This window comes from Leminorella grimontii (assembly GCF_039789245.1).
Taxonomy (GTDB): domain Bacteria; phylum Pseudomonadota; class Gammaproteobacteria; order Enterobacterales; family Enterobacteriaceae; genus Leminorella; species Leminorella grimontii.
In genome coordinates, this window is sequence record NZ_CP146357.1 from 2,467,702 (window position 1) to 2,484,553 (window position 16,852).

The following is a 16,852-nucleotide window of genomic DNA, read 5'->3' on the forward strand; positions in this document are numbered from 1 at the left end:
TCCTGATGATGTTTTATTTTTTTTCTAAGCCGCCTATGCGGCGGTTCAGATGATATCTCTTTCAACGATGAATATATCCAATTTCTAAGCCGCCTATGCGGCGGTTCAGCCTCTCAATTCTATCGTGCAAAGTTTATTGATTTTCTAAGCCGCCTATGCGGCGGTTCAGGTTCACTCATATCGTATCTCTCTATGTTGTATTTTCTAAGCCGCCTATGCGGCGGTTCAGGATGAGCGCGGCCAACTGACCTTATCTTACGTTTTCTAAGCCGCCTATGCGGCGGTTCAGAGTTATGAAGATTCAACCCACGCTGCGCGATATTTCTAAGCCGCCTATGCGGCGGTTCAGGGAGAGTTTGAGCAATTCGAGGATTTCCACAATTTCTAAGCCGCCTATGCGGCGGTTCAGCCGTATCCGTGAAGCAACCCAATGCGGCTACATTTCTAAGCCGCCTATGCGGCGGTTCAGTTATGCACTATATGATTTAGTGCTTCCCTGGATTTCTAAGCCGCCTATGCGGCGGTTCAGGTTATGCCGATGGCATACCATCGTCGGGGTTGTTTCTAAGCCGCCTATGCGGCGGTTCAGAATGTTTAGGCCGTGGCTTGCGTTCTGCTCCATTTCTAAGCCGCCTATGCGGCGGTTCAGTTGGCAAACGGTGGCAAACCGACATTGCAGAATTTCTAAGCCGCCTATGCGGCGGTTCAGGCCTGGCTGATAAGCTGCGGATTTCGTGATATTTTCTAAGCCGCCTATGCGGCGGTTCAGGCGTGAGCTATGACGATTTTCTTGTCATGCAATTTCTAAGCCGCCTATGCGGCGGTTCAGTTCATTCATACCTGAGCATCACTAGGCATTTTTTTCTAAGCCGCCTATGCGGCGGTTCAGGCTGAAATCGAAGCTTTCCCCTCCGCCGTGCTTTTCTAAGCCGCCTATGCGGCGGTTCAGATCAGTCGGTAGCGGAGGCGCTTGATTCAACGTTTCTAAGCCGCCTATGCGGCGGTTCAGGCTTCGGCGCGCATCGCTGCTGCGTCGGTGCTTTTCTAAGCCGCCTATGCGGCGGTTCAGACTTCCTGCATTTACCGTCATTATTTTCTCCATTTCTAAGCCGCCTATGCGGCGGTTCAGTTGTGGGTTGAATACCATCTGAGTATCACGCTTTTCTAAGCCGCCTATGCGGCGGTTCAGGCCTGACAAGGTGAAGAACCTCGAATTGCTCGTTTCTAAGCCGCCTATGCGGCGGTTCAGGATTCTACTGCATATACGCGATAACAAGGCATTTTCTAAGCCGCCTATGCGGCGGTTCAGAATTAGCTGCATCAGCAAAGCGGAAACGTTCATTTCTAAGCCGCCTATGCGGCGGTTCAGGATTATCACAAAAAGCGTTAGCCAGGAGCATTTTTCTAAGCCGCCTATGCGGCGGTTCAGGGGCGATGATGAAACGCTTATCGAATTCCTCTTTTCTAAGCCGCCTATGCGGCGGTTCAGTGGTTGACCTTGATTCTCAATGTAATCTTACTTTTCTAAGCCGCCTATGCGGCGGTTCAGAGCTTATGGAGTGTTGCTGAATGGCGCAAGCTTTTCTAAGCCGCCTATGCGGCGGTTCAGTCTGAGCCAAGGCTTCAGCCAGTCTAATGCTTTTTCTAAGCCGCCTATGCGGCGGTTCAGATCGTCACAATGAATTTCCATCATTTCGCCGTTTTCTAAGCCGCCTATGCGGCGGTTCAGAAAAGTATGTGTTAGCTGCGGAAAAATTTCATTTTCTAAGCCGCCTATGCGGCGGTTCAGGTTCAAAGAAGCGTATATCGCCGAGTTTAATCTTTCTAAGCCGCCTATGCGGCGGTTCAGATCAGTAAAGGCCGCTCTTTCAATTCCTGGCCTTTTCTAAGCCGCCTATGCGGCGGTTCAGTGACAGTTCGGCATCGTCAGCGACGGGTTACATTTCTAAGCCGCCTATGCGGCGGTTCAGGTCTGCCTCGCGGGTTCGCTCATCATGTCTCATTTCTAAGCCGCCTATGCGGCGGTTCAGAAAAAGTAATCGATTAACAGCCACCGGACGGTTTTCTAAGCCGCCTATGCGGCGGTTCAGCGATCGGATAGGAATCTATCTGGTCGGATTCGGTTTCTAAGCCGCCTATGCGGCGGTTCAGATTTTCGCGATGCTTAACCATTTCGATTAACATTTCTAAGCCGCCTATGCGGCGGTTCAGCGGGGCCGGTGAAAACATCAATCAGTTTCGGATTTCTAAGCCGCCTATGCGGCGGTTCAGTGACAGTTCGGCATCGTCAGCGACGGGTTACATTTCTAAGCCGCCTATGCGGCGGTTCAGCGCTGTTTCTTTTCGTACTGAAAACCGTCATCTTTCTAAGCCGCCTATGCGGCGGTTCAGCTCAGTATCAAACATAGCAACAGGCTTTTTCATTTCTAAGCCGCCTATGCGGCGGTTCAGATGAGCACGAAGGCGAGGTTGCAGCCTGCCACTTTCTAAGCCGCCTATGCGGCGGTTCAGGAAAAATATTTAACCCAGAAATAAATACGAAATTTCTAAGCCGCCTATGCGGCGGTTCAGGATGAAAATATAAGTATAATCGCGTTTTCCGTTTTCTAAGCCGCCTATGCGGCGGTTCAGAAGCTGAGGATGAATACAGGTTTCATGTATCATTTCTAAGCCGCCTATGCGGCGGTTCAGAGGCATATCAACAAGGCAATAAGCCTTTGGAGTTTCTAAGCCGCCTATGCGGCGGTTCAGAAATATCTGTAACTGGCCGGAAATTGAACAAATTTCTAAGCCGCCTATGCGGCGGTTCAGAACAACCGATCAAAACCCAACAGGGGATCACTTTTCTAAGCCGCCTATGCGGCGGTTCAGTTTGGTTTCTCTTCAAAATGTGCATTACTCTTTTTCTAAGCCGCCTATGCGGCGGTTCAGAATACAAGATGAGGAATGACCAATGAGTATTATTTCTAAGCCGCCTATGCGGCGGTTCAGTATTCGAAAGCTGGGCTTGGAAGAGCGTCAGAGTTTCTAAGCCGCCTATGCGGCGGTTCAGACAAAGTTATTTCACTGACCAGCTCAATATGTTTTCTAAGCCGCCTATGCGGCGGTTCAGTATCTCCGGTTAAACGCGCTCGTCGTTCTGCTTTTCTAAGCCGCCTATGCGGCGGTTCAGATCCGATGTTCTTGCGGGCCTCGATGACCCAATTTCTAAGCCGCCTATGCGGCGGTTCAGACGCAGGCGACGCTCTTGTAATGAGCCTACCCTTTCTAAGCCGCCTATGCGGCGGTTCAGTAGACTTTTTCACCTTAAAAGCGCCGGCCAGCCCTTTTCAAGCGGGCCTTTTTCTTTCTTACCGACGGAAATACCCTTTTTTTGACTTTAAACATAACCCGTTGATTTATATGGATAGTTAAATAACCAATAAAAAAAGGGTCTGCGAGGTTCGCCTGATTCATTTGCGGCCCCGCAGGTTTATGCAAACTAAAAAATAGGCATACTCATCTTGTTCTGCGGATCGCTTAACCCGTAGCGAGTCACCGAGCCGTTTCGCCGTGGACCAGCCTCTTTAGCGATAAACAGGTGGAAGCTGTTTTGTGTCTCTCCTTCGGCCGGTTTTGAGCTGTGGCTGGCGAGATGAACAAAAGGCAGCGTGCAGTGCAGCTTTTCCATAAAGCGGCGCAGGCTCTCTTGCGCCACATCGTTCCATTCGCCGTTGGCCTTTTTCAGTAAATACCGCCGCTTTCGATCAACGTCGCGCATACTTTTACAGTGTTTACGAACAAACGATGCGTATTCGCTAACAGCTCCCGGAACGTCGCTGATTTCGCCAACGAAGGTATAGTCGCAAAACTCGCCCATCGTTGTCTGTACGTCCAGCTTGGCCAAATCGCCCCGCTGGCCGTGCAGCCGCAGTAAAGAACCTAAAGATCCTGCCGATGCCTCATCGCCCATACGGTACTGCGGAAAGCTCACGCCGACCTGAAGCTCACTCGCCGCTAACCTCAGGTGCAGTCGGTAAAACAGCCCATTCATCACTACCGGCGCGGCAATTTCCGGATTTGGCAATATCTGGATATCGATATAGCTCTCCATGGATCACTCCTTGCCGCTTTCACCGAATACGCCGCCGCGAATAAGCGTCGCCACGACATAGTGTTGTTCCTCAAGTACAGGCGCTTTGTCTTTAAGCACCCAGCCGTCAAACAGCGTGTAAAAATCACAGTTTTGCTTCGGCTGACGGAAAGCTGTTCCCATAGATGTTACAGAACCGTACGGTTCAACGGCAATGGGGAACTGCGCCTGCGGATACCAGGTATCGATAGTGCGTAGCGCATTGCTGACCTTCTGCGAGTGCATGGCAGCCGTATCGCCAACTTCATACAGCGTCTTGCTCTTGCGAGTACCCTTATCCAAAATCAGCTCTTGAGAGGGATACACTTCCTGCCCTTGTCCTACTCGGGCATAAGCTTCAACGTGCAGTAGCACAAACCGCTGGTTGCTTAACCCTTGTTCGATGAGCGAAGCCAACTTATCCAGCTGTGGGTCCGCGTGGTCAAACGACGTTAGAGAGATCGACTTAGCGTCAAACGACATCGGAGTTTCTCCCTCAGCCCGAACGATAACCTCAATGCGCTCGGCGCCCATGCGATTGCGCCATAGGTATCTCCCGTTAGCGACGTTCACCGCATAGCGCTTTGCCAACTCGGCAAAGCCTACCTTGTCGATATAGGTTTGCAGCGTTTCGGTCAGCTTGGTTTGATAGTCCAGGCTGTTGCAAACGCAGGGCTGGCCGGTAAACGGCAGCACCTTCAGGCTCCATTTGACCAGCAGAGTATCGTGCTGGCCGTCCAGCGCCGCTGCGTCGACGGTCTGTAAGTTAGCCTTTTGGATTTCTGCATCCAACTTGGTCGGGTCGCTGCTAATAGCGTTTTTCAGGCGGTTGGAAATCGTGCCTCGCACCGATTTTTCGCCAATTTTGACGGCGATCGCCGCTTCCCTATTTTCCCAATGAGTTTGATAAAACAGTGCGTCAGAAACGTCAAAGCAGCGCTCAAAAGCAAGGACGGAAGCGGTTTTTAATGCGGATTTAGACATCTTGTCACTCCTTGAAAAATAAATTCGTTATTGAAAATCACTAAAGCTCGACGATTTCTTCGTCTGCATTATTCTGAGTAACCAAAAACAGCTGGCGTTCGCCGTCAGTTTGATAGCGCCAGAAGATGCGCCCAAACTGCCATGTGGGAAGCGAGGCGGAAAACAGCCATTCTCCGGTTGAATACACGGTTTCCACAAAGCAGGTCGGGTAGTTTGGCGCGCGAACGTCGGCCATCTCACCCGGTGCAAACAGGGGCGTTATGCTCTGGTACCCCACTGGGATAGGCACCAGCCAGCCGGACTTATGAGAAATCGCTTCCCACTCGACCTTGCCGACTTTTTCAATGTCATCGTCAGATTCACGCCCTGTCACTTTTGGCTGCCAGTGGATGCCGCACAGGTCAATCAGGGCATCGAGAACCGTTTTTTCAGCGTCTTCAGCCTGTAACTTCTGCGTATGATCAATCAGCGCCTGCCTACGCTCCATGAGCAAAAATCCGGGCGTAAGCCGCAGCATCAGCTCTCTGATAGCCTCGATGTTCCCATACGGATCGTTATAGATCTGAACTTCACGTCGCCCATTGCCAATGCTAAGCACGCTGCCGCCGGCCAGGCGTTGGCGCATCATTTGGGCATAAACCGCTTTGCAGAACGCTCTTTTTTCTTCATCGTTCCAGTCCACTTCGCCGCTGACTTCTACCAACAGGCTTACGCGCAGGTGAACGTAGCCCTCTTCAACGATAGAGGGAGAGGAACCGTCTTTTTTGATCGGATGACGTGATTGAATAAAGCTCCAGTCGGCATAGGAGGCTGGCCGGGAAATCTGCGGATCGCACTCATGCGCCGCAATCGCTACGCCGCCAAGCCGAACGGGAAAGGTTCCCGACAGCTTTCGCTCTAACGCATGCGCTGCGCCGGTAAAGGCGGTAATGGCAGGGAAGCCGTAGGATAGAGGGCCTGAAATCGCGTTAGCATTTTGAACGCGGATATCGGGGATCAGTAAATAGTAGTTCATGCAAATACCCCCGCGCCCAGACGTTTATCCGCTTTCATCAGCTCAAGCGCAGCCGTTTTCCACTCCTGATGCTCGGGCGTAGCCAAATAGACGAGACGAGCGTTTTGATAGGCTCGGTTAATCTGTTGATTAAGCCAAAGCGCAAAATCGTGGGCCAGTTCAACGCGCCAATTCACCGCCTCCCGACGCTGCGCCCACTCTTTATCCTCCTGTGCCCGTTTGGGATCCAACCAAAGGGCCTGCGCCTCGTTAAGATGATGGGCTTTTTGCGACCATCCTCCTTCCAAGCTCCGGACGCGTTCGCCGTACAGCATCAGCGCACCGAGTATTTCCTGTAGGATAGATTCTCGCCTTTCCCGTACCCGCTTGTTATTGCGCGCTTCGTCAATAATCTCAAGGCAAAAGCGCTGAACGCAGTGGCGAGCAAAATAGGGAAAAGCCCGCTCGAAGATGGACCGCTCGTAAATAGGCGCCCTGACGCTTCGATACTCAAACGTCGGCGGCAGTGACGGCAACAGGTAGTTTCGGCCGCCTCGCTCAGAGTTCAGCTGAGAGATATTCTGCGGCTTCGTGCCTCCCAGCTTGATATAAGCAACGTCAGGCAGTTCGGTATAACCGTTCGGATGCGACTTTTTCTCACGCCTTGCCTCCTTCGCGGGTTTTACCTCCTCACCAAAGCGAATCTTCTGCAATGACTGATAAACCTGATGAACCAGGCTGGTAGGATAAAGCGGCACCAGATTCAGATAGCTGTCGTGATGCTGCGCGTCATCACCCTCAGGCCACAGCAGCTGTTTCATTAGCTCATAGGTTTTCGCACCGGAAGACTCACGCTGGCCGATAGCCTTAAACGCCGCCAGATGAGCGCGAGCCTCTTCTTCTCGCTCCGCCAGTATCGGCAGCAGGCGCTCATCTTCAGCCTCAACCAAATCGAGCAGCCTGGTTTCACCATCTATAGGGAGCATCAGCAGCTTGTAGACATCCAGCGCCGCCGCGTTGCCCACAACATCGAGCCGGCGATTATTGAGAGAAGCAGAGCCAACTAACCCTTCCGGCAGAGCCGAAGGATGGGCGTTAACGTTGGTACCTTTGCTGTCGGGGTGAATGCCTTTAACGGTGTGGGTAGCGAACTGAATTTGGCTGGAGCGCCTGGCCGCATCGGCAATCCAGCAGTGTGGACGATACTTTTCGGCCAGCTCGTCCCGCTCCTGCTGAGACTTCGCGCCGTCAAGCTTCGTCTGCAAGCGTTCAGCGATAAACGCGTGAACCGCTTGTTGAATAGGCATGGTTACCTCCTTGCAATCAACTTTGAATTATGAGAATTGCTGGTAGTCTCCAAAAGGGCTTTCTAAATCGCCTACCAGCAACCCAAGACTCCTTAATTAGCTATGAATTAACTTCTTTCCAATTGAAAATTGAGATTTAAACTAAATTGAAAAATTACTTTTATCTTTTGCTTGAAGTTCAAAAAGCTAGATCCCTTCAATTTATCCTGCTCACTCGGAAATAGTGGAAGATACTTCGCAGAATCTTCATCCAATTGGCTCAGCTCTACGGTTTGAATCTTTTCATTTCCATTTCGATCACTCATAATGAATTCACCTTTCGTGCTAGAAAGTGGTTTGTTGAAACTACATCAGTACCGCGTTTCCGCGCGGTACTGATGTGACTGACGCATACATAATCTCACGCATCAAAAACAAAGTACCACGTCAATAGTTTGCTTCGCAATCTTTTTAAATCAACAATTCAAAATACATAGGAATACATAAAAAATACATACTCTGTATGTAAAAAATACAGACAAAACATTCATTCATAAAAACACAATAAAATCAAAAAAATAGGCCACACAATCTCTTGCGCAGCCTATGTTAATATCCTCCACCTATGCGGTGGTATAGGTATAACCAACAATATAAAATACATATTTCTAAGCGGCCTATGCGACCGTCATTTGGAATACTCCAAATGCGCCGAAAGACTAGCATCCCCCGTAGCCCGATTCAAATAAAATAGTTAACGCTTCTGATACAGCAAACTATTTTCCTATCTTTCTGGCCAAAACCCCAACCGCGGATGAAAGTTCCACTTATCCACGTGCGCATCCAGCTCAACGTAACCAAACCTGATACACAAATAGCGCAAGTCAAGATTAGGCAGTTCCCTACCTAACGTCTCAATCACGTCGGCATAGTCGCGGTTTAGCCAAGAGGCAACGCCGTCTCCATATTCAAAATCAACCAACGTAAAAGAGCGATCGTCATCCTTATCCAGCGCCTCAATAAAATAAAACTTCCCCTGCCCTTCATCATCCAGCAGGCGAACGTAGCGTTTCTGCAACGGCCCGGCCCGGAAAGGCGTTAATCCTTGGAGATGAAACAGGTAAGGATTGGCTGAATGAGACTCACCTCCGCCTTCTGGCGCCCTTCGCCACCACGCGTTGGTTTGGTTCAGACCAGGATTATCCATCACCAGCATCGTAACCACGTGTTCCAACGTTGACAGTGCATTGATATTAAAACGCTTTCCCTTCAAAGGGATCGCAGGCCCATCGATGCGGGAGCCGGAGTGGATATGCTCAAACTGTTCAGATAAAAACAGGGCTTGCGAGCAATGGCGCTTAAGCCAGACGCTATAAGGATAAAGCAAATTATGCCTTCCCAGCTCGAAGCCCGGTTTTACAAATATCGACTTACAGTCCTTCTCATCCTTTGGTTCTTTTTCATTCTTCGGGTCTATTCCCATCCTCAACGCCCGAATCGCTGTCTCCATTACCAAAATATTCGGCGCCGTCACCGGCCTGTTTCTATGCCGCAGCACCCTCCCCGCCAGTTGAATCAGCGAGCGCATGCTGGAAGGCTCGACGATCGCCCAGTCGTAGTCGTGATCTCGCCCGACTTCCGCCACCGGCGTCGCCAGTACGATAAATATCACGTCCTGCTCTGCGCTCTGTTCGAGCACGTTTTTTACGTCCACGTGCTCGAATCCCCCTTTCCCATTTTCCTTACGATTGAGTATTCCATCCAACCGCTGTTCCAAATCAGAGCGCAACGCCAGCAGCTGGCGCGCGTGATAAACGCACAGATGAATCTCTGCGCCGTCCAGACCTTCGCTGCAATACAGCGCCTGTGCCAATGAAACCAGCGGGTTGATATTACTCAAACGAATAAGGCCAAAGCTAACGCGCTTTCCGCTATGCGGGCAGCGTTCTCCGTGCGCGGCGTGCAACCGCGCTGCGCCGGAAAGAATATCCTTCGCCAGACCGTCATAATCCAGATTGCGCTCAGGCTTCACCGAAGGCAGCGGCAAAATATCCGCCTGCCGCAGAACGGGAAGCGTCTTCAGGTAGCTCATTCGCGCCTGAACAAACGCCGCGTGTGCCGCCCAAAACGCTGACTTATCTGCGCAGTCGGCCGCTGTCGCACTACGCTCGTCAAACCAGGCGCAGGCTATTGGCGCCCGAGCTATGCCGTGGTGCCGGTTCCAGATTTCACGCCCGGCCCGATAGGCGTCAAACAACCCGGCCAGCATGTGGGGCGGCAGCGTTGCCGACGACAGCAGAACCCGCGATCCCATCATGCCCGCCATATTCACCAGCCTCGCCAGCGCGGGGTTGTCCTCAACGTTAAAATCGTCTGGTTCATCCAGTATCAAATCGGACGACAGCAGGCGCAGCAGCGGGACGATAAAGCGGCCGCCACGCGAGGTTTCGGTCGCCCCCATCAGCCTGTCGACGGTACAGGTCACTACCGGCGCGTAAAGCAGCTTTCTGGCTCCAGCGTCGCGCAATACGGTCCCCAGTTCCTGTTCGGCGATTGGGCTGTCATAGTGAATGAACGCATCTTCAAGCGGCTGTACGGATTCGCTGCCCGCGCCGTACTTTTCGGCCAACGCCGTTAGCGAATTCACCTCCGACGCCGCCAGTTTGATAACATCGTCCCTCGTCGGTTCGATACCCCTGCTTTCGCCGTTGTTCAGATTAAACAAATCAACAACGGACTGGCCGCCCACCAGAATAGCCAAATCGTCTTCACCGAGCCCCAGCCAGTCCTGATAGGCTTTCCCCGTTTGCAGCGTCAGTACCCGCAGGCCCAACGCCATGGTAAAGCGAGCTCCACGCTCGGGATCGCTTAATCCGTACATAATGCGCCCGTTGCCCAGCGTTTTACCGCAGCCGGTGGAGGCCATATTGACGCCAAAAAAGCCGCCGCGCTGGCTTTTTTCCCTCAGGCTGCGGGCCTTCTCGTAAGCAAGATTCTGCCACTGAAAGCGCGCGTCTTTCGCCCGTTTACGAAAACCATCGTGATGTGCGATTGCAGGCAGGCTATCGCACAGGGCCGGCAGTCGGCGGCTAAAGCGCTCAGCCTGATGCGCAACGCCGATCAGGTGTTCATCCAACCTCTGGCGCAGCCGGATCTCCGTATCGCCCTCATCACGCTTTTGTGTATTGGCGTAAAGCGCAAAGCGCCTGTCGCCAAACTGCGGGCTATGCGGCAACGCGGAATAATTATGATCGCCCGCCATCAGGCTCAGGCGAGCAAGGTGCATGAGCAATGGATCGAAAAAGGAAAAGTCGCACTGCTTAGACAAATGGCGATCCGTCAGCGCGCGTTCCGCCCAATGTGCCATACGCCTGCGCCACGCCCGGCTGTCGGTCGCCATTGATGAAAAGGTCCAAAATGGTTCGATAGGCTTAGCGTCAGCCAGCTCGCCCTGAGTATTTTTCACCCAGCCTTCGACCGGCGTCAGATACTTCTCAAACAGCGTATCCACCGATCGCGTAAATTCTCGTTCATCCTTGCCGTAAAACGGCAATCGATGATGGGAGACAATCAGCCAGCCTACGGCGCGCGCCAGAGGCGGCATTTTTTTAAAAGGAGAAACGGCATACGGCAGGCTTCCGGCGCTACTTACGCCGTCTTTGAAAAGATCTTCCCGCCAAAGAGGATATGCCTGCTCAAACGCATCAAAATCAGCCAGAAAGCGCAACCACTGTTCGTCATTTTCCGCTTTCTCAACGATGGCCTGAAAAATACGTAACGATATCCACTCGTGGCGAAACGGATCGCCTTTGCCATCAAAGGCTCGGCGTAGCTTGCGCTGAAATCCGTCAGACGATTTTCCCAAGTCGTGCAGCAGCGCAGCCAGCACCGTTAGCACTATCAGGCTTTGGGAGAATGCCCAGCTGTCCTCATCGGTTCGCCTCAAGACGTCGCGCTGCGTACGGTTGGTAGGAACGCGGCCTTCGGCGTTAAACGCCTGACGGTTGCCGACGATCCACAGCAGTTCAGTCCGATTTTGCCCCCGAGTCCAATAGCAGGCGACGGCCGTATTTTTACGCGCTGTCTTGCGTAACAGCTTGCGCAGCGTATCCAGCCCGTCCCGAGTCATCGCCGTTTGCCACGTTCTGTCGCCGCAGCGTTCGGCGAACTGGTCAATAATGCGTCGTGTTTCCGTAAGGGCTTTTTTATGACATTGAGAGATAAGCAAAACGTTCACGCTACATCTCCTACATTCGCCATCTCGTCAGCGATTTGCTTTAAGCTGTCTATCATAAAATCCAGCGCGCTGAAGGTCGTCAAGGTTTGGATACAGGACTGTCTGAACTCCCGATCTTCATGGCTCAAAGAAGCGGAAATAAACGCCTGTGGCAATATCAGCGCATCCTTCACCAAATCGGCGGCGTCAAATACCAGCCCACCACGCCGCGTTTTACCGTGCAACAGCGCAACGCCGTGAGGAAGCCCCAATACCCATGTCGCCGTCGCCCCAAGCCCGTAGGCCAAATAGTTGCCGTGATCGAGAAGGCGGTTCGCCGTATCCCCACCGCCCCCTTTAACGCGCTGAAACGAGCCGTATCGCACCGCATTGGCAGCCAGCGCGTACAGCGTTTTCGTCAGCCGCCCTTCCTGAGTCAACAGGTGAGTTACGTCAGGCGCTTGCGCTATGTCCTCTCTGGCGCGCCGCAGCGCGTTTCCTAACGCGACGCCGTCGACGGCAAACGCCCCATGCTTGGGCCAGCAGGCTTCAACGAAGGATAGCCGCGCCAACTGCAGCATTTTTGCCGCCGCCAGCCGCTTTTCATCGTCAAACCAGAATCGTATCCATCTTTGTAAATACTCCGTTGGTCGATATTCGCTTTGAGGCGTAAACCAAACCACTTCGCAGTCGACTTCGTTCGCGGAAAACAACGGCGTTCCGCCGCCGCCGCAAAAGCCAATAAGAACGCCCGCTTTTGCAAGCTCTCGCACCGCGGCCTGCGTAATTGACGTTCCGGTTCCCAGTAAGATGGAAGTGGTATTGGCGATGGGGATATTCCAGTAGAGCGACGACTTTCCGGCATCGGTCACATACTCAACCCGACCACCGTTAACCAAAATGCGGCAGTGTTCCAGATAGTAAAGATTGGCTCGTTTGGAATGAAGAATGGTCTTTAAATCAGAGGGAGAAAAGTCGTCCATAACCTGTGCTCGTTGTGACCCAGTGAGATAATCACACCATAGCACATTCAAAGAATACGATGCACCATCAATGGGTTACTCCCCCCATTTCCCCCACGGATTTTCAACATCGTCATCGCGCTTTTCGAGCAGGGACAGATAAAGTTCCTCAACCTGCTTGCGCGCCCACGGCGTACGGCGCAGGAACTTCAGGCTGGATTTGACGCTGGGGTCGTTTTTGAAGCAGTTGATGTTTACCTGGTCCGCTAAAAACGCCCAGCCGTGTCGTTCAACCAGCTCGGTAAGCAGACGCTCAAGCGTAATGCCGTGCAGAGGATCGTTAGAGTGCATGTACTCGTATCGTAATATTTGCCGCAGTGAGGGGCGTCATAGTAACAGCGCGGCGCCTCAGAGTCACCTGAGTATCGTGCCGGCGTATTTATCCGGATGCGCGGGCGATATGAAAAACGCCGGGTGCGTAATGGCGTACCCGGCGTCGTTAGGTTTAACGCCAATCAGAAGCTCACTTTAATCCCCAGGCGGCCTCCGTAGCCCTCCATATTGCCGTCAAAGCCTCGCTGGTATTTAGCGTCTGCGTACACCTGAGTATCTTCCGCCAGCTGAACGCTCACGCCCGCGCCGGTTTGCCACCAGGCGTCGGTGAAATCAGCGCTTATGTTAGTACCGCCGACGTTCACCGCCGTATCTGCCCCCAAGCGCTGCACGACGTCCATAAGAACATAGGGCTTGACCGTCGTCGCGTCGTAACTTAAACGCAGGCCGCCTCTGGCTAACCCAGCATGGGCGGAGACGCCGTCTACGTCGCCAACGTCATCGTCAAAATCCTTCAATGATAGATACTGATACATCAGCTGAAGCTGTGGTTCCAGCGACATATTGCCGCCCAGAGCGAACGGCTTGCCGACCTCGGCTGACGCTACGATGCCGTAGCCGTTCTGCGTAGCGTCGCGATCGCTTTTATACTTATTGTGGTAGAACGTTCCCTGCCCCACCAGATCGAGATAGCCGCCGTCTTGCGCCATGCGGGTATAGTATCCGCCAAGGCTGTATCCGTCGCTGACCACAGAGCCGGTATCGCGAGACAGCCTGACGTCGAGCGAACGCGTGCGATCCTGGGCATCGGTATCCTGAGAGCCAAGCGTCGCCATGACGCCCGCATTAATCTGAGTGCCCTCAGCGCTCACGTCTTGATACAGGTCGTGGCCAAACTGAACAAACCAGCTGTCGCTTTTATAGCTAAAGCGATCGGCGTCGTTCGTTCTGTGCTGGCCGCCCATCCTGGCCCAGCTTTGGTCCCCGCGACGAATAACGGTGTCGCCGACCCGCTCGTGGTAAGTGCCTATGATGTCAAAACCGTACTGCTGGTTTAGATACGGCGCAGCTACATAGCCCGCTACCTCGGGGCGATAGATAACGTTTTCCGCTGGCGTTGGCTCAGCATCTGGATCCGGCACCGAGGGCGCCTGATAGAAAGAGCGCAAATACCAGTTATCCGCATCGGCGGCGCCCCCCTGATACAGCAGGTACTCATAGGCGCCCGCGCTGACCGTATTGCCCAGCGTAAAACCAACGCTGGAAGCGCCATCAATTTGAACAACTTCGATGCCGTCGCCAACGGTAAGCGCGCCCATGCCTCCCGCATTTTTAATAATAAGTACGTGATCGCCGCTCGCGCCGGTGGTGACGTGGACTTTATCGGTCTGTGTATTAATACCGCCTTCGTTGAGCACGGTATTAAGCACAAACGAACCGCCGTTACCCGACAGCGTATTGATCTTCAGCGTTTTAAATGCGCCGGAAGCCGGCGGATTAAACACGACGGAAGCGCTGTTGATAACGAACTTGTCAACATCAGAATCGGCGGTCATTTGCCACAGGCTATCGTCCATACGCAGAGACGTTACGCCGTGCGCCGCGCCGTTTAGCAAAGAACGAGCGCTTAAATCGACGTTAGCAGTACTGTCAGTGGACGTCAGAAGGTCGCCCTTAAGAGTCGAGCCTTTGGCCGTCAGCGTAACCAGCGCATTATCCATGGCGTTCAGAGCGTTGGCGCTACCGCTAACGCTGGCGTTCGTCAGGGTTATATCTCCCACGGAGGAGGAAACTAATACGCCGTCAGACTGAGCGCTGTTTACCGCTGAATCCGTTAGGTTCACTTTCCCGGCGCTCAGGCTTGCATCGTGGATAAAAATGCCTGCGGCATCTGAACCATAGGTCGCAATTGACAGATTGCGGCCCTCAACGGCGCTGCCGTCGCCTAAAACAGCCGCGCCGTGAGCCGAATTGCCCTGCGTGTTGACGATAGCGCCATCCAGTTTCACCTGGCCCGCGTTAATCGCCGTAACGGCGAACGCGTTGCTGCCCGCCGTTTCTAACGTCGAGCCAACGGCCTCGATGGACGAATCAACGCCGTTTGCGCGAACCGCAGAGCTATCGTCACCGGTGGCTTTTACCGTCCCCCCGTGCAGCACGGCGGAAGCGCTGGCCTCGGCCCGTACGCCGTCTGCGCTATTGCTGCTTACCGTAATCGTACCGCCCTTCGTCGAAACCGTTGTTCCGCTTCCATTAGCGACAACGCCACCGGCGCGGCTTCCCGTCGCGCCGGCTCCGCTTACGGTGACGTCCACGCCGTCAAGCACGGCAGAACTCGCTGTGGAGGCATAGACGCCAAATGCGCCTTTTCCTGTCGTTGTTACCTCGGAATTTTTAACGTTTACGCTTGAGTTTGAGCTGGCATAAACGCCGTGAGATGAGGCGCCTTTGGTGACAACGGTCACGTTGTCCGCCACGGCCGAAGAACGGTTCGTGGCATAAATACCACCGCCTCCGGTTGAGTTTATCGTAATCTGGCTATCGGAAACTTCCACGTTGCCATAGAACAAGGCAAAACCGTAGGAATCCGCGTTTTTCATGTTGAATTCGCTGTTGGTTACTACCGTCTTCGCCGTGCCGGGAGCCGTGCCGTTTATCCATACGCCGTGCGAGTTTTTACCGTTGGTAATAAGCTCTACGTTGTCCAGCGTTGTTTGGACGTTTGGCCCGATATAAATGGCCGAAGCGTTGTGTTTCCCGCCAATAATGGCGTTTTTTCCCGTTTCGATTTTCGTATTGCTAACGTTAAGCGAACCGCTGCCAGAGAAGATGCCATAGCCGCTGGCGCCGGTTGTTTTAATATCCGCGTTTTTAATCGTTACGTCTCCGCTCACGGAAACGCCTCGAGAAGTATCTCCACTCACTCGGATAATCGTGCCGTCGATGCTGACCCGATTTCCCGCGACGTCGCTGATGACGCCCGCCGACTGGCCGGCGCCGGTCGTCGTTATGCTTCCACCCTTCATTTCAAAGGAGGAAAGGCCGTCATAAAGGCGTACGCCTGACGCCGCAGAAGCGCCCGACGTTGAAATTGCGGTATCGGTAATGGAAACGTGAGAAGCCTGAGTTGCTCCGGAACCGCCAATCCCTACTGCGTCGCTGTACCAGTGCGCGGTAGAAATCTCGCCTCCGGTCACCGTTGCTTCGCCGCCGTTGTTCACCAACAGCCCCTTAGTCGCAAGCGCACCCTCGGCAGAGGTGCCGGAATAGTTAGCTTTAATGGAGACATCCGTCAGAGTGGCCTTTCCTGCGTTGACGCTAACGCCCACCGCTCCGCCGCCGGAAGTCACCACGTCGGTATTATAAAGCTTAAGAACGCCGTCTTTTACCGAAACGCCAAACGATCCTATCCCCGTCGTTTCCAGCAAATTCCTCTGTGAGGCATTTTGATTAATCGTCAGAATTGCATTTGGCCCCTCAACGGCCACCGCATAGGCCGAAGCGCCCGACGTTGATACCGTTAGAGGCGCGTTAAACGTCGCATCGCCCGCACCATTGACCAGTAAGCCTGAGGGCGTCGCGGGAATGCCCGTGAGTAACAGCGGCGTATTGAACGTTTGTTGATTGGTGATGGTTAACGTGTAGTCGGCAGCGCACGCATTCCCGATAGGTAGCGAAGCGGCGATAACGCCACAGCACAACGCGGTTTTTAATGCAGATAATGCAGACTTTTTCTTGCCTCGGCTAAATTCTGAAGCGACAACCCATTGTCCGAGAGAGTGATTCCATATAATTCTATAAATTTTATTCACGATCCCGCTCCTTGATTTAAAAAATCCTTTATTTCCGTTAAGTTAATTTTTTAATCCAATTGATTTACAGTTGAAATTAATTTGAAAACCCACTTCTTAATTAAAAGTATTAATGGAAAACGCCTCAAAGCTATTTAAACCAAAGCGCCCCACC

The 16,852-nt window shown here is 52.9% G+C and carries 9 protein-coding genes and 1 CRISPR repeat array (1 of these 10 cut by a window edge); all 9 genes read right to left on the reverse strand.

Annotated features, from left to right (window positions below; all coding sequences use genetic code 11):
- Positions 1–3,292: direct repeats of the CRISPR family, unit length 28 nt; unit sequence TTTCTAAGCCGCCTATGCGGCGGTTCAG (it extends 1,061 nt beyond the left edge of the window).
- Between the two features lie 189 nt (positions 3,293–3,481).
- On the reverse strand, positions 3,482–4,093 hold the full coding sequence (gene cas6f / locus V8L73_RS11540) for a type I-F CRISPR-associated endoribonuclease Cas6/Csy4 (protein ID WP_347253043.1): 612 nt from the start codon (positions 4,091–4,093) through the stop codon (positions 3,482–3,484).
- Positions 4,094–4,096: 3 nt separating this feature from the next.
- On the reverse strand, positions 4,097–5,095 hold the full coding sequence (csy3, locus tag V8L73_RS11545; RefSeq protein ID WP_347253044.1) for a type I-F CRISPR-associated protein Csy3: 999 nt from the start codon (positions 5,093–5,095) through the stop codon (positions 4,097–4,099).
- 40 nt (positions 5,096–5,135) lie between these two features.
- On the reverse strand, positions 5,136–6,110 hold the full coding sequence (csy2, locus tag V8L73_RS11550) for a type I-F CRISPR-associated protein Csy2 (protein ID WP_347253045.1): 975 nt from the start codon (positions 6,108–6,110) through the stop codon (positions 5,136–5,138).
- Positions 6,107–7,396 carry a type I-F CRISPR-associated protein Csy1 gene (csy1, locus tag V8L73_RS11555; RefSeq protein ID WP_347253046.1) on the reverse strand — a complete coding sequence of 430 codons (1,290 nt, stop codon included), beginning with the start codon at positions 7,394–7,396 and terminating at the stop codon, positions 6,107–6,109. Before csy1 ends, csy2 begins: the two co-directional genes overlap by 4 nt.
- A 107-nt stretch (positions 7,397–7,503) precedes the next feature.
- Entirely contained in the window at positions 7,504–7,701 is a 198-nt protein-coding gene (locus tag V8L73_RS11560) for a hypothetical protein (RefSeq protein WP_347253047.1), read from the reverse strand.
- A gap of 458 nt (positions 7,702–8,159) precedes the next feature.
- Positions 8,160–11,612 carry a type I-F CRISPR-associated helicase Cas3f gene (gene cas3f, locus V8L73_RS11565; protein WP_347253048.1) on the reverse strand — a complete coding sequence of 1,151 codons (3,453 nt, stop codon included), beginning with the start codon at positions 11,610–11,612 and terminating at the stop codon, positions 8,160–8,162.
- The gene (gene cas1f, locus V8L73_RS11570; RefSeq protein ID WP_347253049.1) at positions 11,609–12,574 is read right to left on the reverse strand and encodes a type I-F CRISPR-associated endonuclease Cas1f; all 966 of its coding nucleotides are present in this window, start codon (positions 12,572–12,574) and stop codon (positions 11,609–11,611) included. Before cas1f ends, cas3f begins: the two co-directional genes overlap by 4 nt.
- 75 nt (positions 12,575–12,649) lie before the next feature.
- Positions 12,650–12,904 carry a VF530 family DNA-binding protein gene (locus V8L73_RS11575; RefSeq protein ID WP_027272883.1) on the reverse strand — a complete coding sequence of 85 codons (255 nt, stop codon included), beginning with the start codon at positions 12,902–12,904 and terminating at the stop codon, positions 12,650–12,652.
- Between the two features lie 164 nt (positions 12,905–13,068).
- Positions 13,069–16,698 carry an autotransporter outer membrane beta-barrel domain-containing protein gene (locus V8L73_RS11580; protein WP_347253050.1) on the reverse strand — a complete coding sequence of 1,210 codons (3,630 nt, stop codon included), beginning with the start codon at positions 16,696–16,698 and terminating at the stop codon, positions 13,069–13,071.
- Between the last annotated feature and the right edge of the window lie 154 nt (positions 16,699–16,852).

Coding starts and splice junctions, on each gene's coding strand:
- csy3 (WP_347253044.1), bottom strand. CDS start 5,095: ATGTCTAAATCCGCATTAAAAACCGCTTCCGTCCTTGCTTTTGAGCGC.
- cas1f (WP_347253049.1), bottom strand. CDS start 12,574: ATGGACGACTTTTCTCCCTCTGATTTAAAGACCATTCTTCATTCCAAA.
- csy1 (WP_347253046.1), bottom strand. CDS start 7,396: ATGCCTATTCAACAAGCGGTTCACGCGTTTATCGCTGAACGCTTGCAG.
- V8L73_RS11560 (WP_347253047.1), bottom strand. CDS start 7,701: ATGAGTGATCGAAATGGAAATGAAAAGATTCAAACCGTAGAGCTGAGC.
- cas6f (WP_347253043.1), bottom strand. CDS start 4,093: ATGGAGAGCTATATCGATATCCAGATATTGCCAAATCCGGAAATTGCC.
- csy2 (WP_347253045.1), bottom strand. CDS start 6,110: ATGAACTACTATTTACTGATCCCCGATATCCGCGTTCAAAATGCTAAC.
- V8L73_RS11575 (WP_027272883.1), bottom strand. CDS start 12,904: ATGCACTCTAACGATCCTCTGCACGGCATTACGCTTGAGCGTCTGCTT.